Source organism: Bacillus sp. AFS001701, from assembly GCF_002559405.1.
GTDB lineage: Bacteria > Bacillota > Bacilli > Bacillales > Bacillaceae_G > Gottfriedia.
In genome coordinates this window covers 1-20,314 of record NZ_NTZO01000083.1, presented here as the reverse complement: position 1 = coordinate 20,314, position 20,314 = coordinate 1, and the positions used below count along the sequence as shown (strand labels likewise).

The window sequence follows — 20,314 nt, the reverse complement described above, 5'->3', positions numbered from 1 at the left end:
ATTTAAAGGTAATTTAAATTAGATTTAATCCTATTAATATATATTTAATATTTTTGTAACATGTAATATACTAATAGTATGAAAAATTTTAATATTATATTATTAGGAGACCGAAATGAATAAATTTAAGAAAATCGCAACTATAGCAACTGCAACAACTCTATCAGCAGGTATTCTATTAGGTATGCTACCAACTGAAACCCAAGCAGCAACTAATACTAAAGTTGTCCAAGCTCAAAATGATTTAAAAAAACAAGTAAGCTCTTATATTAAAGTACTGAACAACTTAAAAAGTGAAATCTATTATACAGATCAAGATGTTTATGATTATTATAAAGAACTTCAAACTGATGTTACTTTATTTAATAAGTACGGATATACAGGTAAAGATGAACTAGTGAAAAAAACAACGAGCTTTAAAACAAGAATTGATAAAGCGCGAAAAGACAATGCAGCAGTAGACATGAAGAAAGTAACAGCACAGTTTAATACATATATTAAAAAAGTAGATTCAAAGGGTGCTAAAACATACTTTACAACACAAAAAAATAAATTGATGGCAATTAGAAATTACCAAAACCACACATATGATATGATCGAGTCATATGTATACGTTATCGAGGATCAAATTTTCACGGAAAATGAAATTTATATTCGTAAGCAATTATCTGTTGAATATAAAAACTATGAAACTGAATATGCGTTAATAAATCAACACTTTTATGGGATGACATCTAAAGATCAAGAAATTATTAGCTATGCATACGATGTTCTTGATATGGATTACACAACACATCGCCAAATCGAAAAAGATTTAGATTCTATGTTTAATAAGTATTTTAAAGATGGTTTTGATGAGCTCTATGATATAGAAGATAATGAAAGCTTAGATAATGCAATTGAAAAAAGAGATGTGGCAAAAGCAAAAATTGCTCTTGTAAATGCAACTGCCGTTTTTAAAAAATTTAATACTACTTACAATCAATTTGAAGCTGCTGCTGACGTATATAAAACAAATCTAACAGTTAAATTCGCTAATAAAGTAAAAAAAGCGCCTACTACACAACAATAAGATAAGCATCTAAATAAAAACAGTCCTTTGTTTGAAAATCATCTTTTCCAAAGGACTGTTTTTTATGTTTAACTTGATTTAATTTTTCTTGTTTCGTTTTTGTTCTACGCGTATTTAGATCTAACATCGCAAATGAACTTCTACTTAATTCTGGATTTCGTTTACCTTCTCTAACTAGCTTTTCTCGTAATTTTCTTGCTTTTGATTTGCTCATTCTTTCCACCTCTTTTAACTTTATTCTTCTATTATATACAAGCAATCAAAGTTTTCCACTAACACTTCGAATTTATTTTTTTGAAATTGGAATAAAATGATTAAATAAACCGATCACTTTTATTTCCTTATCTAAAGCCTTCACCTCGTAAACTGAAAAAAAGACATAATCTTTTTTAGTTGTAACCTTACTAATAAGTTTTTCACCTAATAAGTCAATCCCGAAATCAATATATTTATTTTTTGATTCCAATTTAAGTTGATCCTTTGCCCAAGTGACAAACTCTCCTTTAGACGGATTTGTTTGTGCAGAAATAATTAGACAGATTGCTAAAGCCCCGATAACAAGTAATTTTTTCATAAAGTCGTCACCTTTTCATTATTTTTACTAATTATATGATAAAGGATATTACTGAATTGTCCAGAAAATATCCTTTTTTATTAATAAAATGTCTAGAAAAAATAAAAAAGGGTCCTAATTGCGACCCCTGAAAGTAAACAAGTTCATTTTGAAACTTATTTAATTACTGCATTTTTTACAATTTTTGAATCTAAAAATGGAATCACTGAAAAAATTTCATTAATGCCATGTTTTGAAATTGCATCTAAAGCAAGATCATTAAGTAGGTCACCTTCAATAAATGGACAGATTGGTGTTAATGACTTGATCCCGTTTAATTCATAACTCTTTCTTGTGCATTCATCAATTATTTTAGCACTAATAAATGGTGCCATTGATGCTAGTCCATTTATACCATTTGTTTCAAACTCTTTCTTTGCACATTCATCGATTATTTCATCACTGATAAATGCTGCCATTGATGTTATTTCTTTTATGCCATTCAACTCAAACTCTTTCTTTGCACATTCATCGATGATCTCGTCGCTAATAAATGGTGCCACCTGAGTTAATCCTTTTATTCCATTTGTTTCGAACTCTTTCTTTGCACATTCATTCATTACTTCTTCACTGATAAATGGTGCCACCCGAGTTAATCCTTTTATACCATTTGTTTCAAACTCTTTCTTTGCTAATTCATTCATTACTTCATCACTAATAAATGGTGCCAAAGATGTAAATCCTTTTATACCATTCGATTCAAACTCTTTTTTTGCTAATTCATCAATTAACTCCTGACTAATAAACGGTGCCACCCGAGTTAATTCTTCAATTCCATTTGACTCAAACTCTTTCTTCGCAAATTCATCAATTACATCGTTACTAATATAAGGTGCAATCCTTGTTAATCCCTTGATTCCATTCGAATCAAATTCTTTCTTTGCACATTCATCGATTAGTTCTTCACTAACAAATGGAGCAATATCCGCTGTATCAATAATCGTCAGATCATTCTCAACGTTTCTAAATACTAAGTCTGCTTGATCGATATTAAGAATTAGTGCAACATTTAAAAATTCTTCTTTTTCAACTTCTAACTCAATTGAAGTATCAGGATGATCTTTTTCAATTAAATTATTAATCAGCTTAACACCTTTTTCATTTCCTAAAATTTCATCTATGCTTACATTAAATATTTCAGCAAGCTCGGGTAATTTTGAAATATCAGGCATTGTCTCTCCACGTTCCCAGTTACTAATTGCTTGAAAGCTAACACCTAGTTGATCAGCTAGCTTCATCTGTGTAATCTTGTTTGCTTTTCTTAATTGAGCGATTTGTCTACCTACTTTTTTCATATCAAACATTAATATCACCTCTATTTAAAAGTTAATTTCATTGTATCTAGTTAATTGAATAGTTAAAATCAAGTGTTACTTGAATTGAGGAAAAATGGACTCAAGTAATAATTGAGTTTCTAGAACTTCGGCAATTTTAGTAAAGTTTAGTAATTAATTTAAAGTGTATCTATTTACCAATGCTCAATTTATTATAACAATTTTTATAAATATAAGTTTGAATTTTCAAGCAATAAAAAAAAACAACCCAAATGAGTTGTCTTCAGAAATATCATTATGATTAATTTTTTGTAGTCCATTCATAAAGTGCTTCAAAATTTAATTTTTCTAACCAATGTCGTTCCGCTAAAATAACTGGGTGAATCAATATATCCTTCCGATTTGAGTCATCACAAAAATTAAATAATTTATCTTTATAAGGTTCTAGCAGATCTAGAACTTCTTTTATTCGCCATTTAAATCGTTTACTTGAACCCCAACCTACTATAATAATATCTGCGTTACTAATCGCTAATTTAATCGCTTCATCGTTATGTTCGCCAACTTCGCACTTTTTCCCTTTTAGCTTTGTTGAATCCGGTTCCATTAATGCAAAAAGATTTACTAGTTCTAGCGATCCGAAGTTACCTTTCTTATAATCTATAAAAAAGTTAAGACATCTCGCCAATATATAATCACTCTTTAGATGATTTGCCCGACAAGGATTAAGTAATACAAGAGTAGCTTTCTTTTTTGATTCATCCCAAGTTCTTGTAAGCGAATATCGCATTAATTTATTTTGTTTATCGAAGACCGCCTTCGTATGAATTTGCATTGAATGACAGTTTACAAAATCCTCAAATGACATATACTCACTCTTTTCATCATTAATTAAAACAAAATCAACAAAGTATTATATTCCATTTAATCGTCATTTGTACTATATTATTAATTTAAAATAAATAAACCTTACATTGTAACTAAAAAAAAGTGAAATTTTAGTAGCTTCCTATTTACTAATTCATATTTTCCTAGTACGATAGTGGATAATTTATACAGTTCATATTAGGAAGGGGCTTTTTTTTATGATTAAAGGAATCATTTTTGATTTGGATGACACTTTACTTTGGGACCAAAAAAGTGTTCAAGTTGCATTTGAAAATACTTGTAAGCTTGCTGCAGAAAAATACGGTATTGATCCAACTGAATTTGAAAATGCCGTTCGTGATGCGGCTAGAAAGCTTTATGAATCATACGATACATACGAATTCACAAAATTAATTGGCATTAATCCATTCGAAGGACTATGGGGGAATTTTTTAGATGCTCATGATCAATTTCCAAAAATGAGGGAGAATTCACCTACCTATCGAAAAAATGCATGGACGCTTGGCTTAAAAGCATTTGGAATAGATGATCCAGAATTTGGTCATTTATTAGCTGAAACATTCCCTGAAGAACGCAAAGGAAACCCTTTTGTATACGATGAAACATTTGATGTACTTGATCGATTAAATGGACAGTATAAACTACTCTTACTAACAAACGGCTCCCCTGATTTGCAACATACGAAGCTTTCAATCACACCAAAGATTAAAGAATATTTTGATCAAATACTAATTTCTGGAGACTTCGGAAAAGGTAAACCTGATCCAAGTATTTTTGAACATGCCTTATCATTAATGGAACTATCAAAAGAAGAGGTCATTATGGTCGGAGATAATCTTATGACTGATATTTTAGGCTCAAGCAGAATTGGAATGAAAAACGTATGGATTAATAGGCATTATAAAAAGCGAAATGAAGTTGTACCTACATATGAAATTACTCATTTAGAAGAGCTTTATCCGATTATTGATTCTTTGAATAAGTAGTTTTTTTTAAAAAATCTAGTGGTCCATTTTTATGAGGGCTTGCTGGATTTTTTTTGATTGGGTATTAGTTCTAATTACTCTAGCAAGTGCAATTAAATTCCAAGAATCGCAATTAATAATGGCAAATCTGCAATTAAATTCCTGGAATCGCAATTAAAAGTTCCAGAAATGCAATTAAAAGGATGAAAAACGCAATTAAACTAAAAATATACCCATACTACTATCCGTATATCGTGCTTCTTTTCATCAAAAGCTAGTGCCTTTAATTAAGTCTAATCAGTCTATTCAGCAAAAAATTAAATCAAACTTGTAATTTCACATAGACATTATTATATAACTATTACGATTTTGACTAGATATACCCCCTATTTATGTCAATAATCTTAAAAATCTTCCCTTTGAAAGACTGCTCGTCCTATAAAATTTTTTAACTAATGATATTGACCGTTTCGATGAGTAGAATTCGTTTCATAAAATGTAGTATCAAACTTATGGAGCATAGCTAAAAGCACTTCACCAGAGAATAGAAGTCATATTTTAAAAAGAGCTAAGAAATTACTTGGGAAAAAGGTTTTTTTAGAGACATTTTTATTTAATTATAGAGGAAGATTAGTATCAATTAATGAAGACCATTCATTAAATATGATCATTTTGGCCTCTGATGAGGTGTTTAGACAAATTCGAATTGATTTAGCGTTGGTGATTGAGATTGGTAAATTATCATGTAAAAGTGTTTCTTCAAGAAATGAGCAAGGAGATTTTACAAGTGATGAGTCATGGCAGGCGAAGAGACATTATATAACGGTATCTGAAAGCACGACTCCTCAAACACAAAAAAGGATTAATCGTCTTGCAAAGGAGTTTAAAGGCGAGGTCGTCATCGTAAAAACGCTAATTTATCATTATGTAGTTCGCATTAATGAAATTCATGATTCATATATAACAGTCCACCAACTCGTCGATTTTGATCTGCATTTTGCCATTGAGTTTAGGATTGATAAAAATATTATTTATGAAATTGTTGATTTTCCGATTTAATTTTAGAGCTAAATTAAAAAGTACTTTCTAAGTAAAATTTAGAAAGTACTTTTTTATCAACTCAAGCTTAACATAATGAATTGCTACTAGATTTACGTAAAGCTTGTTGTAAGTCCGCTACAATATCTTCCCATGCTTCTAAACCAACTGACATGCGTAGCATATTTTCTGTTATGCCCATTTTTTCTCGTAGCTCTTTTGGAACGACTGCATGTGTCATCGTCGCCGGATGCTGTACTAATGTCTCTGTATCACCTAGACTTACTGCTATTTTTATCATTTCTAAATGGTTAATAAATTCCTGTGTTTCTTCCTTTGTCCCGTCAATTGTAAATGCGAAGACTCCTCCACCTTTTTTCATTTGCTTACTTGCAATAAAATAATTTTGGCTTTTAAAATCTCCAGGGTAAAATACATCCTTAACCATTGGATGCGATTGTAAAAATGAAACGACCTTTTTTGCATTTTCACATTGACGGTCCATTCGAACTGCTAATGTCTTTAATCCTCGAAGCAAAAGCCATGCATCAAATGGTGACATAATCGCTCCTATATCTTTTCGAATAGGGATCATTCGTTCAGCTAACTCTTTTCTTTTACAAACAACAATTCCTGCAACTACATCACCATGACCACTAATATATTTCGTTGCACTATGTAGCACAATGTCACAGCCTAGTGTTAATGGCTTTTGTAAATAAGGTGAACAAAATGTGTTATCAACAACTACCGTAATATTATATTTCTTCGCAACTTCGACAACCATTTCAATATCTATGACTTTCATAGTAGGATTGATTGGTGTTTCAATAAAGATAACTTTCGTGTTTTCTTGGATTAAGTTTTGAATTTCTTCTTCAGTATCCATTTCGCAAAAGTTATGTTCAATGCCGAATTTACTCTCTAGCATTTCTAAAAATCCATACGTACAACCGTATATGCCTTTTGAACATAAAATATGGTCTCCAGTACTAATTAAAGAGAAAATTGTAGCAGACACAGCAGCCATTCCAGAACCAAATGCTAACGCTACTTCTCCTTCTTCTAACGCAGCCATTCGTTCTTCCAAAATTTGAACGGTTGGATTTCCTAATCTTGAATAAATAAAGTCATCTCTTTCTCCAGCAAAGGACTGTTCTCCATGCTGTGCAGTTGGAAATGTATAGGTAGACGTATGAAATAATGGAGGAGTTAGACTCCCTTGATACTCACTAGTTTTGTAGCCTTCGTGAATCAACTTTGTATCAAACTGATTTTTCTTCATTTCTAATTAGCCTCCTTAATTAAGTACGTGTTGTTCAAACGTTAATTAAAGCAAAAAAACCAAAATGAAAGCCCTTACAAATTATTCACTTAGACTACTTCTATATATAGGAAAGCAATACCTCTTAACAGGTCTTACTATAGGTATGATTACATAATTTCAAACCAACATAATACGCAAATATAAAATAGAAAGAACCAAAATAATCTATTTTATATTGGTTCTTTTTAATTATTTATTGTAATTTCCCTCCCTATCTTTTACCCTATTCCATTTCCTCAGTAGACCTTTTACATTACCTGATTTAATGAATATTCAGTCCACTATGATCAAACAAAAAAGAATCAGCCTCTTTAAGGAAGCTGATTCCTTTATCTTTATAAATAATTAAAAAAGTACTCTCTATAGACTAGAAAGTACTTTTTTTAATCTCATTTCATTAATCTTCTAACCACTTCAGAATTTCATCAATTCCAATCGCTTCTTCAACTTCTGGAAATTTCTTAATAAAATTTAAATCGGTATCATTTGGTATCAATTCATCAAATTCGTTTGGATCATGGAAGCTCATTGACTACACCTCTTTAGTAAATTTTATTTAATTTTCGTATTGTTAACAAACTTACTTAATAAAATACATATCCAATTTTCAATGAAAAAAGTACTTCGATTAACGAATGAATTAGTAATTATAATAGTTCGTAGTTTTTTTATTTTTTCCTCTTTTTTTCATAAAAAAACTTGTACAAAATAGTTCAGTGTCTAGAACAAACTCTTGCTTTCGACCATTTAATATTATATCTATTTCATTAGATGTATTTTATGATCACATTTATTACCGAGTCTATGTAACGAAGATTTTCTACACTATTTTATTACTGATTCTAAAGTCATCCCTATAATTACTTCTTCTAACCTTAAATTCAAACTAAAATTAGCACTTTTCAATTCGAAACTTCTTCTCCTAAACTTTCCTTTCCACTTATTCCTCCGAATTGATTTTAAAAGTAATACAAGCCATTATGAAAAATTTCATTTATGTAGATTTCGGTTCAAAGAAGGTAGGTGTTATCTCAGATAGAAATAACATCTACTTTTTATTTACTTTCCTAAACTTCCTTCTTACTTCACCATTCCATTCCTAAGTGCTGTTACGACTACTTGTGTTCGATCTTCACAGCTAAATTTTTGTAATATACGATGGACATGAGATTTTACAGTACCTTCCGTTATAAATAATTTCTTACCGATTTGGTCATTTCGAAGTCCATAGGCCATTTCTTGGAGGATTTCTTGTTCGCGATCCGTTAGTTTTTCGATTAGTATTGATTCACCTTTTTTACTTGGAATGGCAAATCCAGAAACAATCGCTCTAGAAAGTGCATTTGCTGCAAGGGTTGTTTTAAAAATAGCTTCACCACGATGGGCTGAGCGAATCGCATCAAGCATTTCTTCAACTTCAGCATCCTTTAATAAAAACCCTACAGCTCCTGCGCGAATACCTTGGTAAATATATTCTTGATCATCAAATGTAGTTAATATAACTATTTTCGTCGTAGGTAATTGGTTCATTATTTCTTTTGTAGCATCTATTCCTGAAAGATTTGGCATTTGTATATCCATCAGAATGACATCTGGGAGTTTTTCTTTTGCTAGCTTAATTGCTTCTATTCCGTTGGATGCTTCACCAACTAAGTTCAGATCATCTTGTAGATTGATTACATAACTAAAGCCTTGCCTAATCATCGTTTGGTCATCAACTAGTAAGACCTTTATTTTTTCATTTGACATATTTTCTCACCCTTTCCTTCATCACAATGGTATTTTTGCAACGATTTCAAAGCCATGTGGAAAAATAACTGAATAGGAAAGACTACCATTCATTTTCTCTAGTCTTTCTCTCATTGATTTTAATCCAAATCCTTCATTAATTTTTTGAGCATTTTCTAAATCCCCATTATCCCTAATGGTCATATTGATGACTTCAGCTTCCTTTTTCAGTACAACATCTAGTTTTGTAGCTTGAGAATGACGTATAACATTTGTAATTGATTCTTGTAAAATTCTAAACAGTATTTCTAATTCAACATCACCAATCTCCGCTTTAAAGGAATATTGAATAGTTGATGAGGACTCCATATGTGCCAGTAATGTTTCTAATGTGCCAATTGCAGAGTGAGGAAGATCATCAGCAAGTGAATGAACGGATTTTCGTATATCATCTAAACCTTTTCGAGCAACTACTAACATATCCTTTAAACTTTGTTCAGCTCGATTTGGATCCTTTTTTATCATATATTGTACAGCTTGTATTTGAACGATGATTGAAGTTAAACTATGTCCCACGGCATCATGTATATCTCTTGCAATTCGATTTCTCTCTTCTAAAATTGCATTTTGCATAACAGTCGAAGATGCTTCTTGTAATTGACTGTATGCTTTTTCTAAATTAACGACATATTGTTTATTCAATTTATACATTTCATTTCGCTGCATTCTACTTCTTATATTTAAATAAATAATAATTGAGATCAAAATATAGGTTAAAACATTTAATAAATCTTGGTGTCCGAATCGCGTATAGATTAAAGCAATGACAATCATAACGATAATTGATGTAATCGGAGTCCTCGATAAAGAGGACCGAATAATCGTTACGTGAAACATAAATGCTAAAAAATACAACACATTTACTTCTTTAAATAGTATTAATCCTACTAACGCTTCAATCACCATAATACTAAAAGCAATAACTAAATTTACATTCGACCATTTATCTTTAGGAATCAATAAAATACATGTTAAAGTAACCCAGATAGTTAAATAAAGTGTCGTTTTAAGAGGTGGTCCACTAAATAACTTCCCGGTGCTCATGAAAATTAAAATAATAGTAGCACCTATGATTGGTCTTAATAAGAAGACTTTGTTCTCCTTCAAAATAAACTTACTCCTCTCATTTACCTTTAAAAAAATCACTTTTAATTTTAATGAATATTCTTCCTGTTTTCCTCTATCTCTAGTTATAGACTTTATGAATAAATTTCTATCAAATAGAAGTCGATTCAAAATAAATAAAAGAATATCATATGAACATACAATACAAATTAAGGAGAAAAACAATGAATCAACAATATATTTTTATTGGAATTATTCTTTTACTTTTAGTTTATCGCATCTTTAAAAGGGTCCGCCGAAGAATCGGCTGGCAGCAATTGAATAAGAAGAGAATGCGTATAAGTACAGTGTTCTTCTTTATTATGATATTTACTCAATTGAAAAACTAAATGGATTACAAAATGATGTTTTATCTAATAGATTACAAAGCATGGCTTCTGGATGGTCTGCTGGGCTAATGCTAATCATGTTTGCCTATTATATTGTCTTCAATTTATATATGATTCGAAAAGAGAAAACACTTGTTCAAGGAAACAACGATTTCCCTATTGAAGGTTAATTGTTCTATATCGTGAAATATGAAAACCCACAAGGAAATTTTTTATACCTTGTGGGTTTCTTTTATTATTGAATACCTAAAGCAAAATCCACAGCACTTTCAGCATGAATTCTTGTCGTATCAAAGACAGGGATACTGCAATTTTCCTGAGAGATTAACATCGTTATTTCAGTACACCCCAAAATAACCGCTTCCGCTCCGTGTTCAATTAATTGATCGATTATGTTTAAATAAACTTGCTTAGAATCCTCTTTAACAATTCCAAGACAAAGTTCCTCATAAATAATATTATGTATTCGTTTTCTTTCAGCTTCATTTGGGACAATAACATCTAAACCAAACTGCTCAATTAATCTACCTTTATAAAAATCATGCTCCATTGTAAATGCTGTTCCTAACAAAGCAACTTTTTTAATTCCATTATTTACAATTTCTTTAGCAGTTGCATCTGCAATATGACATAAAGGAATTTTGACCGATTCTTCAACTTCCTTGGCCATCTTATGCATTGTATTCGTACAAATAACAAGACAATCTGCTCCACTTGTCTCCAGTTTTTTAGCAATATCAATCATAATTTTCGTTAACTCATCCCATCGGTCCTCAAACTGAAGCGTTTTAATTTCTTGAAAATCGACTGAATACAGTAAGCTTTTTGCGGAGTGATGACCGCCAAGCTTTTCTTTCACACGTTCGTTCATAATTTGATAATACAGTAATGAAGACTCCCAACTCATACCACCAATCAGCCCGATTGTTTTCATCATCATTCAACTCCAATTTCTTTTTAAATTTTTACTCATCTGTTCATCAAAAAATTCAAGACCTATTATTATCTCTTAGTTTAACAAGGAAATTTATTTACAACTATAGAATAGTTTAAGCACAATAATATGAAGTAGGAGTGAACAAAATGCATATTGAAAAAGAAAAAATATACCTAATTGTCCATTTATTACTAGAATAGTAGAAATAGGTGGCCAAACGAAATACCAGTTAATCGAGAAACTACATCAAGCCTCTTTCTCGATGAATGAATATGGTGAGATGCTATTAAAAGATGATCACTTTACTGTATCAAATACAAAGTATAGCCTTCAAACAGTTGAACTAACGATTGGCGATCTTGGATTTTTAGAAGGAGCTACAACACCTCAAATATATAAAAAAGCAAAGGAACTAAATTTGGAATTGTGCCCTCTTGAGCTAGGACCTTATCTAAGACTGTCGTACTTAGATCAACCAGAAGTTTTTTCTGGGATTTCCGTAAAGCAACATCAAGCTCCATCCGGCTCAATCACAATTGCATCTGAGGCACTATCTAAAGATGAAGATTTTCCAAAAGGTTTTTACATTAGACGAATTAATGGTGTACTATGGCTTCGCGGATACCGTGCCGATCATCTACACGTTTGGAACAATGATGATCATTTTATCTTTTGTCAAAACTAGTGATTAGTTTGCTTTAGATAATCTATCAATTGCTTCTTGTTCTGTTGAAACAAAAAATACATTATTCCCTTTATTACACTCGTAAATGAAATCTTTTAGTGCCTTACTTGTATAACTAGAAAAGTCACCTATAATCGCAAACTTAATATTGTAGTTAACGAACTTCTGAAGCACTGCACCTGCAAGTTTCGTACTAAGATTGAAAAAGCCTTCTGAAATTGCTTCTTTGTTAAGAGCTATTCGATTACTTTTATGATCATAACTTATTGTCATAATAAGATCTAAAGCACTCTGCTCATCTGCAAGAATTACTGAATCTACATTGGCGATTGCAATTAGTTGCCCATTTACTTCTGTTGTTTTAATATTCATCTACTCTTCCCCTTTTCAAAGTTTTTATTATTTCTACTATTTTAAAACAAAGAATATGTAGCGTGAAGCGATACTTTTGTTTTTATTTTTAATAATTAATTATAGATGGTATTAAAATCTAAATCAGGATAACTTTCTTTGGAGACGGGAGACTACCAACAGCTTCAAAAAAAGTCATAAACCCTAGCAAAAAATCATTTAACAAATTTGAATAAGAGGTTTAGGACATATTATAAAGTTTGTCCTTTTCTTCTCCAAATATTATTAGCCGAGTTTTGCTACTAATTGTGCTAATAATTGAATTGCAGCTTGAATGACTACTTCAATTTGCAGTTCAGTTTGTGTTACGACAATTCCATCTGAATTTTCAATGTAAACAGATTGTGATTGTAATTGAAGGTTTTCTAAAGATTGAGCAACTTTTTGTAATTGACTAATTCTTGGATCATCACCAAAAATAAGAATTACAGCTTCGATTGCAGCTTGTAGTGAAGCTTGTACTAAAACTAAAGCTTGAGCTTCAGTTTGAGCAACTGTAATAGTGTGTGAAACGCGAATTACTAATCTTTGAAATTCTGCTTGTGCATTTTCTAATCTATTAAAAGATCTTTGTCTTTCAGTTACACTAGCACTAGTAACCGGACGGATTGGATAAATTAAATCACCTCCTGATAGTTTTAATATAATTTAGTCAAAATGATAGAAAATAGATTGGACAAGTATCCTAGTATAAATATGGAAGTTTAAGAGATTTCAATTTTTTAAAAATTGTAAATTAGAACAAGCGATTTAATATTCGATATTAAATTTTATTTATAAAAGGATAGAATTTGACAATAGAGTTTTCGTTTCTACTTCAAAAAAAAAGCTGTTTTGTACACAGACCTAATAAAATTAAAAGTCTTTTTTTAAAACTCAAAGTTCTTTATAGTATTGAGTAGCAAATCTAATGGATGTAAGTTTCATCCAACTTATTTAAAGAGAGGAATCACTATGAAAATCGATACACCTACTATCCCCAAAGAATTAATAGCTAAGAATTTTTATGATATTTTTTATGAAGAGGACCCAGAATTAGGAATGTGTGAGATCTCTGGCTCTGTTTTTGAAAATGAAGTTGTAGATCGAGTATATTTATATAAAGCGGTCATCAAGAATTGTAAATTTACGAATACAGATTTTAAAAATATCAGTATGACTGATGTATATTTTGAAGACTGTGATTTATCAAATTGCACTATGAGAAATTCTTCTATCCACAAAGTTATCTTTAAAAATTGTAAATTATTAGGTGCAAATTTTACGGAATCTAGCATTGGAAATGTACAATTTGAAAATTCTGTTTTAAACTTGTCTCTCTTCGGAGAATCAAAACTAGAAAAAGTAATTTTTCGAGACTCTGTTCTAAAAAGTACTGATTTTTATGATTGTAAATTCAAAAAAGTTGATTTTAATAGATGTGATATTGATGGAGCAAATTTTGAACAAACATCACTCAAAGGTATCGATATTAGTAGTTCTACTTTTAATGAATTAACCGTTTCAATTAGTAATTTAAACGGCTGTAAAGTTTCATCAACTCAAGCCGTTCAATTTGCAGCATTGATGGGACTAAAGATTGTAGAATAAAAGTTAAGTATTTGATTAAATCTAAAGATTTTTAGTTAGAATTACTATTTAAATCCTGTTAGTAATAGGAGGTATAAACATGGATTATCCTTCACCGAACGAAGCGAAGTTAAAAGTAAAAATGTTCCCTAAAGATTCTATAGCAGCTGGATATCGTCATTCCGTCGGGCTTAAATCAGATGGTACTGTGACAGCTGTTGGTGATCATAAATATAGCAAACTGGAAGTAAAAGATTGGCGCGATATTGTAGCGGTTGCTGCGGGTAAGGCTCACACGGGTAATTCTCATACGATTGGGCTTAAATCTGACGGAACTGTTGTGGCTGTGGGATGGAATATGCATGAACAATGCAATGTAAGCGAATGGTGCGATATTGTGGCAATTGCGGCTGGTTGGCGTCGTTCTGTTGGAATTAAATCAGATGGTACGGTCGTAGCTGTAGGTCGAAACAACGATGGTCAGTGCAATGTAAGTGATTGGCACAACATTGTGGGGATTGCGGCAGGTGACTGGCATACTGTCGGACTTAAAGCGGATGGCACAGTTACAACTGTAGGTAATAATCGGTATGGCCAATGTAAAGTGAGTGGATGGCATGATATTGTGGAGGTTGCTGCGGGTTATCTTCATACGGTCGGGCTAAAATCGAACGGCACGGTTGTTGCTGTGGGATTGAATAAGGATGGTCAATGCGATGTAAGCGAATGGCAAGACATTGTAGCGATTTCGGCGGGTAGTAATCATACGATAGGACTTAAAGCGGACGGCTCAGTTATGGCTACCGGGTTGAAGAGCCATGGCGAATGTAATGTAAGTGACTGGTGCGATATTGTAGCGATTTCGGCGGGTTGCACACATACTCTTGGACTTAAAGCAGATGGCACAGTTGTAGCTGTAGGTAGTAATGAATCCGGCCAATGTAATGTAAGCAACTGGCACGGTATCCAACTATCCGAAAAATAGTTTTAAATAACAACAAGCAAAATTTTCTGAAAATAACCCCTTCTCCTCTGCTGTTAATCATGATATATTTTCTTCTATAACGGGTAAAAAATATCCAATTTTCTAAGGGGAGATATATTAATGAAAAAAACAGCTCTTTTAGTAATTGATGTACAGGCTTTTATGTTCTCCGAATCTAATCCGGTATATAACTGGGAAACATTATTAAATAATCTAAACAAATTGATCGATAAAGCAAGGGCTACGAATACGCCAATATTTTATATACAGCATTCTGAAGAAGATTCTCCACTTGAATTTGGTACACCTGGTTGGGAAATTCAGTCAGATATTGCTCCAATTGATGGAGATATCATTATACATAAAACAACACCAGACTCATTTTTTAAGACGAATTTAAAAGAAGAGCTAGCAAAACAAGAAATTAATCATTTAATCATGGCGGGAATTCAAACGGAAATCTGTGTTGATACAACGACTAGAAACGCCTTTGGAAATGGCTATGAAGTTACACTTGTTACGGATGCTCATAGTACATGGGATTCAGATGAGCTAACTGCTGAGCAAATTATTAAACACCATAATCAGACTCTGCGTTGGTTAGCTGATCCTAAAACTACTAGTGAAGTTAAATTTTAAAAAGGCAGCTAATAAGCTGCCTTTTTTCTTAACAAACGCTCGCTTTCTTCTTTGCTTCGCCTATCCGTGGTGCTCATTTACATCTTAGATAAATTCGCACCTCATAAGGCAAGCGCTTGCATTCAGTCTAGAAATCTTCTGAAAGGATGCCCTTGTTTTCCCTTAATTCTTAAGTATGCGAAACAATTATTTCACAATCTCCATCTAAAACAAATTCTCCAAATCCAACAGGAATGATGAAGTTCGAGCCTTTTGATAAACTATATTCTTCTCCACTATGAATCAGTTTCCCATTACCGTTTATTACACTTAAAAGTAAATATTGATCATTATATGTTAAATAAGCTTTACCAGTAATATCCCATTTATAGACGGTGAAAAATTCTGAATCTACAAATGTATTAATCTTTATATTTTCTTTTTCCTCTGTCTTAAATTCCACTTCTGTTTCTTGATGAGGGACTGTTATTACATCGATTGCTTTATTTAAATGAAGCTCTCTTAAATTTCCTTCATAGTCTTTTCGATCATAATCGTAAACTCGATAAGTTGTATCAGAGCTTTGTTGTGTTTCTAATACGAGAGTTCCTTCACATAAAGCATGTATGGTACCACTTGGGACATAGAAAAAATCACCTGGCTTAATTTTTACACTGCGAAGTAAATCTGACCATTCGCCTTCCTTAATTTGGCTAATTAGTTCCTCCTTTGTTTTGGCATTATGGCCAAATATCATATGTGCATCTTCTTTACAGTCAAGAATATACCAGCATTCTGTTTTCCCGAGATCACCATTTTCATTAACCTTTGCATAAGAATCTTCAGGATGTACTTGAACAGATAAATCCATATTTGCGTCTAAAATTTTCGTTAAAAGTGGGAAAACCTCTTCCTTTGGGTGACCAAATAACTCCGGTTGCTTTTTCCATAATTCATTTAATGCAATACCTGCAAATGGTCCATTTTCAATAATGGATGCACCGTTAGGATGAGCTGAAATTGCCCAGCATTCACCTGTATTTTCATTTGGTATATTATAGTTAAAATCTGATTTTAAAGCTGTTCCACCCCAAATTCGTTCTTTAAATACTGGTTTTAAAAATAATGGTTGCATGCTATTTCCTCCTATAGGCTATTTAAACTAGTGCATTTTTAGTTAAAGCATTCTGTGCAAGAATAAGAGCTCCGGTAATTCCAGCGTTATTACCTAAACTAGGTGGTACAATATACTCATTCAATTCTGGTAAACTAACATAATCGCAAACTAGCTCTTTCAAATATTTGTATACACTTTCAAAAACTTGTATTTGATTCATTACGCCCCCACCAAGAATGATTTTCTTAGGCGAAAGAATTAATATGTATTGCATAAGTGCTTGGGCAATGTAATATCCTTCTAAATCCCAAACTTCTTTTCGATTGATTAGATTTGAACTTGTTTGCCCCCATCGTGCTTCAATTGCAGGTCCAGAGGCTAAGCCTTCTAAGCAATCACGATGGTATGGACAGTTCCCTACAAACTCATCATTCGGATGACGTCTCACTAATATATGTCCCATTTCAGGGTGTGTGATTCCTTGAAGTAAATGACTATTTACGACAGCTCCAGCCCCTATACCCGTACCAATTGTTATATATAAACAGCTATCTAACCCTTTTGCTGCACCAAGTGTTGCTTCACCTAGTGCCGCTGCATTCACATCCGTATTAAAACCAATTGGAACAGAAAAATGCTGCTTAATTGCTTGTACGAAAGGAAAGCCTTGCCAAGCCATTTTAGGGGTTGATGTAATCGAACCGTAAGTAGAGCTCGCCTCGTTTACATCAATCGGACCGAATGATCCAATACCAATTGCTTTTATGGGATAGTTCTTAAAAAATTCAATTACTTGTGAAATCGTTTCATCTGGCACAGTTGTCGGGAATTGAATACGCCTAATTAAATTGCCATTTTCATCTCCGACCGCACATACAAACTTTGTTCCACCTGCTTCGATTGCACCTAGCATTTGCCATTACCTCCAATTAAAATAAACTAATTAAACCTTACATTATTTAAAGTAGTTAGAAGCTCGCCTTACTTTTTTTGTATATAGAAACATTTTTAAAGAAAAACATGCGATTAATTTCACATGATTTATTAGACAAAATATACTTTTTAATCCATATATACTTATGAAAGCTATATAAAAATAAGACTCTTTTCATGTACAAAAAAAGAAACCCCTCTCCCTCGAGTGACTTCCTTTTACGTAAATTTAAAACTAAACTCCAAACGCCTATTTAAGCGATTTTTCCAATCCAAGCTAAATAAATACATGGAATTGCATAACAAATTTGTTAAAATCAAACACTTGTCCATATCATTTTGCTTGTCCAATCATAAGATATCGAGATGAAATTAAAGGAAAAGGTAGTGTTATAATGAGTTGCAACTGTAACAATGGAAGAAATAATGATAGAAATAACGACAGATTTAATGATAGAAACAATGATAGAAACGATGATAGAAACGATGATAGAAATAATAGAAGAAATAGAGAGGTTACGTTTAATGCGAGAATCACAGTTGATCAAGAAGACTTCTGTCGTGCAGTAGATCGTTGTGACGATGAAAGACGAGATAATTCCGGTCGTCGTAGTGACAGATGGTGGAACTTTTAAGTTCAAAAAGTAGAAAAAATGAAATACGATTTTTTCCTATACTACGAATTGAATGAATGATAGTATATTCTTCAATTTCTTTTACGAGAACATCTGTCTGTGTCTTTAAATTGGATAGATGTTCTTTTGCATTTCAAAAATGAATGAAAATTCTCTAATTAGGGACTCTTTTATAATTTAAAAAAGCATTTAATAAAAAAGAAGCCGCTCTAACTGAAAGCGACTTCCCGTAAACTAATATTTAAACTAAACTCTCCAAACGCTTATTTAACCGAATTCTCCAATCCTCAGCTAATTCTGGAACTTCCAATATCGCTTTTATTCCTTCAACATTTTTTGGATCGTGGAAATAAATCTCGTTGCAATAAAGTACTGAAACTTTATTTTTTTGAGTTTCGATTAATTCTATTTCTGAATCTTTTCTGATTGTACCCTCTTTTAATACACGGCATAAGTAGCCTGTAAAACCAGTTTCTACGATTCTCTTAAGTGCTACATTCGTTCTCCTTGTAATTGTGTCACAAGGAATTCTGCTTTGAGTAATTTGTATAATCGCATCGCCAATTTGGTAGACATCGCCAATGCATACGTCTTTTTCTAACATATTTGTGACGGTAATATTTTCTCCAAATGCGGAAAGTGGTAAATTTAGATTAAACTCTTTTTCCCAAAGTGTGTAGTGTTCATATGGATACACACATACAGCTCGATCTGGTCCACCGTGATGTTTTAAGTCAGCTACTCCATCGCCTTTAAATCCTTCTTTTGATAAGTAAACTTCTTCTATTCCTTCTTTACAAATACCCGTTATCATTTCTTTGTTTTCGCCATATTCCATTTTACTCGGTAATCCTACTGCAAGATTAATTAACTCAACTTTATTTGCCATACCTTCCACCCTCTCATTTTTAAACTTCTAATTGTAAAACTGGGTTTTATTTTATGTAAATTAAAATTTTGGAATAAAAAGGAAAAACACCCTACATACAGCATTATATACTAATTTGAAACAATACCAATCTGCAAAATCATTTTTGTTTCAACTGTACGACTAACAGCATAATAAAAGAAATTAAGACCATCGAAAGCACCCATAGCCAAGCCATTTTCATATTTCCAGCATCAATTGCTAAATAGATTGCCGTCGGGACAGTTTGTGTTTTTCCTGGTATATTTCCAGCAAACATAAGTGTAGCACCGAATTCCCCTAGTACTCTTGCAACGCTTAATATACTTCCTGAGATAATGGCTTTTAATGAAAGTGGAATTGAAATCAAGAAAAAAACATTCCATTCATTTGCTCCACAAACTCTAGCTGCCTCTTCAATTTCATTGTCTACATTTTGAAATCCAGTTTTTGCTGACTGATACATAAGTGGAAATGCTACAATTATTGATGCAATTACAGCAGCCCACCATGTAAAAACAATTGGTTGTTTAAATACCCATTCAATCATTTTTCCAACGTAGCTTTGTCTTCCGAAAATGACTAATAATAAAAACCCTACAACTGTGGGAGGAAGAACTAAAGGTAACATTAAAATTGTTTCTAGAAGTGTTTTGCCTTTAAAAGATTTCATCGAGAGAATTCTTCCAGCTATAGTCCCTAAAATAATAACGATAAATCCTGCCACAATCGTAACCTTAATGGAAATCTTAAGGGGAATTAAAAACTCTTCAAACAATTAAATTCCTCATTTCAAAATAAACCATATTTTCATCTATTTTTTTTATCTTCTATGAAATTACCTTTTGACATTTCATTCATTAAGAAATCTAAATAATTTTCTTCATCATAAAGATGGAAATATTGATAATCTTTCAATCTACCCTCTTCAATCTCAAAATGGCTGATCATACAAATAATATTCGTTAATGAATCAAGTAATTTCAGATCATCCTCACTTCTTATTAATACTACTTTTGGATAACTTTCCCTTTTATAACCTTCAATAAAAATAATATCTGTTGAAAAAAAGCGATATAATTCAATTGTTTTCTTTAA

General features: G+C 32.0%; 25 protein-coding genes. 9 read left to right on the top strand and 16 right to left on the bottom strand.

Translation table 11 applies throughout. The annotated features are described in order from the left end of the window. Positions 1-115: 115 nt before the first annotated feature. Entirely contained in the window at positions 116-1,072 is a 957-nt protein-coding gene (locus CN514_RS06805) for a hypothetical protein (protein ID WP_098231948.1), read from the top strand. Here CN514_RS06805 and CN514_RS06800 read toward each other — a convergent pair. From CN514_RS06800 to CN514_RS06785, 4 genes are all read right to left on the bottom strand, one after another. After that, on the bottom strand, positions 1,059-1,286 hold the full coding sequence (locus CN514_RS06800; RefSeq protein ID WP_098231947.1) for a hypothetical protein: 228 nt from the start codon (positions 1,284-1,286) through the stop codon (positions 1,059-1,061). The genes CN514_RS06805 and CN514_RS06800 overlap by 14 nt on opposite strands. 72 nt (positions 1,287-1,358) lie before the next feature. After that, on the bottom strand, positions 1,359-1,646 hold the full coding sequence (locus CN514_RS06795; RefSeq protein WP_098231946.1) for a hypothetical protein: 288 nt from the start codon (positions 1,644-1,646) through the stop codon (positions 1,359-1,361). 155 nt (positions 1,647-1,801) lie between these two features. Beyond that, the gene (locus tag CN514_RS06790; RefSeq protein ID WP_098231945.1) at positions 1,802-2,989 is read right to left on the bottom strand and encodes a helix-turn-helix domain-containing protein; all 1,188 of its coding nucleotides are present in this window, start codon (positions 2,987-2,989) and stop codon (positions 1,802-1,804) included. 271 nt (positions 2,990-3,260) lie between these two features. After that, the gene (locus CN514_RS06785) at positions 3,261-3,827 is read right to left on the bottom strand and encodes a DUF1643 domain-containing protein (RefSeq protein WP_098231944.1); all 567 of its coding nucleotides are present in this window, start codon (positions 3,825-3,827) and stop codon (positions 3,261-3,263) included. Positions 3,828-4,044: 217 nt separating this feature from the next. Between CN514_RS06785 and CN514_RS06780 the strand changes: the two genes are divergently transcribed. Both CN514_RS06780 and CN514_RS06775 read left to right on the top strand, forming a co-directional pair. Continuing rightward, positions 4,045-4,833, top strand: a complete 789-nt coding sequence (locus tag CN514_RS06780) for an HAD family hydrolase (protein WP_098231943.1) — start codon at positions 4,045-4,047, stop codon at positions 4,831-4,833. A gap of 642 nt (positions 4,834-5,475) precedes the next feature. Beyond that, positions 5,476-5,871 (top strand): hypothetical protein, encoded by a 396-nt coding sequence (locus CN514_RS06775; protein ID WP_098231942.1) that lies wholly within the window; start codon positions 5,476-5,478, stop codon positions 5,869-5,871. 67 nt (positions 5,872-5,938) lie between these two features. Here CN514_RS06775 and megL read toward each other — a convergent pair whose 3' ends face one another. From megL to CN514_RS06760, 4 genes are all read right to left on the bottom strand, one after another. Beyond that, positions 5,939-7,135, bottom strand: a complete 1,197-nt coding sequence (gene megL / locus CN514_RS06770) for a methionine gamma-lyase (protein WP_098231941.1) — start codon at positions 7,133-7,135, stop codon at positions 5,939-5,941. 439 nt (positions 7,136-7,574) lie between these two features. Then, positions 7,575-7,706: a hypothetical protein gene (locus CN514_RS26395; protein WP_282439847.1), complete on the bottom strand. Its 132-nt coding sequence runs from the start codon at positions 7,704-7,706 to the stop codon at positions 7,575-7,577. 551 nt (positions 7,707-8,257) lie between these two features. Further along, positions 8,258-8,926: a response regulator transcription factor gene (locus tag CN514_RS06765; RefSeq protein WP_098231940.1), complete on the bottom strand. Its 669-nt coding sequence runs from the start codon at positions 8,924-8,926 to the stop codon at positions 8,258-8,260. A 21-nt stretch (positions 8,927-8,947) separates the two neighbouring features. Next, complete coding sequence (locus tag CN514_RS06760; RefSeq protein ID WP_098231939.1) at positions 8,948-10,072, bottom strand: sensor histidine kinase; 1,125 nt, start codon at positions 10,070-10,072, stop codon at positions 8,948-8,950. A gap of 182 nt (positions 10,073-10,254) precedes the next feature. On the opposite strand from CN514_RS06760, the gene CN514_RS25580 reads away from it, so the two are divergent. Further along, positions 10,255-10,419 carry a hypothetical protein gene (locus tag CN514_RS25580; protein WP_176525819.1) on the top strand — a complete coding sequence of 55 codons (165 nt, stop codon included), beginning with the start codon at positions 10,255-10,257 and terminating at the stop codon, positions 10,417-10,419. Between the two features lie 235 nt (positions 10,420-10,654). On the opposite strand, the gene CN514_RS06755 is transcribed toward CN514_RS25580, so the two are convergent. Continuing rightward, positions 10,655-11,353 (bottom strand): aspartate/glutamate racemase family protein, encoded by a 699-nt coding sequence (locus CN514_RS06755; RefSeq protein ID WP_098231950.1) that lies wholly within the window; start codon positions 11,351-11,353, stop codon positions 10,655-10,657. A gap of 172 nt (positions 11,354-11,525) precedes the next feature. On the opposite strand from CN514_RS06755, the gene CN514_RS06750 reads away from it, so the two are divergent. Next, positions 11,526-12,041 (top strand): helicase, encoded by a 516-nt coding sequence (locus CN514_RS06750; RefSeq protein WP_141529314.1) that lies wholly within the window; start codon positions 11,526-11,528, stop codon positions 12,039-12,041. Positions 12,042-12,044: 3 nt separating this feature from the next. Here CN514_RS06750 and CN514_RS06745 read toward each other — a convergent pair whose 3' ends face one another. Together CN514_RS06745 and CN514_RS26795 are read right to left on the bottom strand one after the other, a co-directional pair. After that, positions 12,045-12,413, bottom strand: a complete 369-nt coding sequence (locus tag CN514_RS06745; RefSeq protein ID WP_098231938.1) for a DUF4180 domain-containing protein — start codon at positions 12,411-12,413, stop codon at positions 12,045-12,047. Positions 12,414-12,677: 264 nt separating this feature from the next. Further along, the gene (locus CN514_RS26795; RefSeq protein WP_353652060.1) at positions 12,678-12,851 is read right to left on the bottom strand and encodes a spore coat protein; all 174 of its coding nucleotides are present in this window, start codon (positions 12,849-12,851) and stop codon (positions 12,678-12,680) included. A gap of 555 nt (positions 12,852-13,406) precedes the next feature. Here CN514_RS26795 and CN514_RS06735 point away from each other — a divergent pair. From CN514_RS06735 to CN514_RS06725, 3 genes are all read left to right on the top strand, one after another. Continuing rightward, positions 13,407-14,042, top strand: a complete 636-nt coding sequence (locus tag CN514_RS06735; protein ID WP_098231937.1) for a pentapeptide repeat-containing protein — start codon at positions 13,407-13,409, stop codon at positions 14,040-14,042. Between the two features lie 79 nt (positions 14,043-14,121). Further along, entirely contained in the window at positions 14,122-15,006 is an 885-nt protein-coding gene (locus CN514_RS06730) for an RCC1 domain-containing protein (protein ID WP_098231936.1), read from the top strand. A gap of 120 nt (positions 15,007-15,126) precedes the next feature. Continuing rightward, on the top strand, positions 15,127-15,645 hold the full coding sequence (locus CN514_RS06725; RefSeq protein WP_098231935.1) for a cysteine hydrolase family protein: 519 nt from the start codon (positions 15,127-15,129) through the stop codon (positions 15,643-15,645). 169 nt (positions 15,646-15,814) lie between these two features. On the opposite strand, the gene manA is transcribed toward CN514_RS06725, so the two are convergent. Then, the gene (manA, locus tag CN514_RS06720) at positions 15,815-16,759 is read right to left on the bottom strand and encodes a mannose-6-phosphate isomerase, class I (protein ID WP_098231934.1); all 945 of its coding nucleotides are present in this window, start codon (positions 16,757-16,759) and stop codon (positions 15,815-15,817) included. 22 nt (positions 16,760-16,781) lie between these two features. Continuing rightward, positions 16,782-17,654, bottom strand: a complete 873-nt coding sequence (locus CN514_RS06715) for an ROK family protein (protein WP_098231933.1) — start codon at positions 17,652-17,654, stop codon at positions 16,782-16,784. A 415-nt stretch (positions 17,655-18,069) separates the two neighbouring features. Between CN514_RS06715 and CN514_RS06710 the strand changes: the two genes are divergently transcribed. After that, entirely contained in the window at positions 18,070-18,309 is a 240-nt protein-coding gene (locus tag CN514_RS06710; protein WP_098231932.1) for a hypothetical protein, read from the top strand. A 241-nt stretch (positions 18,310-18,550) separates the two neighbouring features. Here CN514_RS06710 and CN514_RS06705 read toward each other — a convergent pair whose 3' ends face one another. The 3 genes from CN514_RS06705 to CN514_RS06695 all read right to left on the bottom strand — a co-directional run. Next, on the bottom strand, positions 18,551-19,198 hold the full coding sequence (locus CN514_RS06705; RefSeq protein ID WP_098231931.1) for an MOSC domain-containing protein: 648 nt from the start codon (positions 19,196-19,198) through the stop codon (positions 18,551-18,553). Between the two features lie 139 nt (positions 19,199-19,337). Beyond that, the gene (gene modB, locus CN514_RS06700) at positions 19,338-19,994 is read right to left on the bottom strand and encodes a molybdate ABC transporter permease subunit (protein ID WP_098231930.1); all 657 of its coding nucleotides are present in this window, start codon (positions 19,992-19,994) and stop codon (positions 19,338-19,340) included. Between the two features lie 32 nt (positions 19,995-20,026). Then, positions 20,027-20,314: molybdopterin-guanine dinucleotide biosynthesis protein B (locus tag CN514_RS06695; protein ID WP_141529313.1), on the bottom strand; the 288-nt coding region annotated here is incomplete at its 5' end.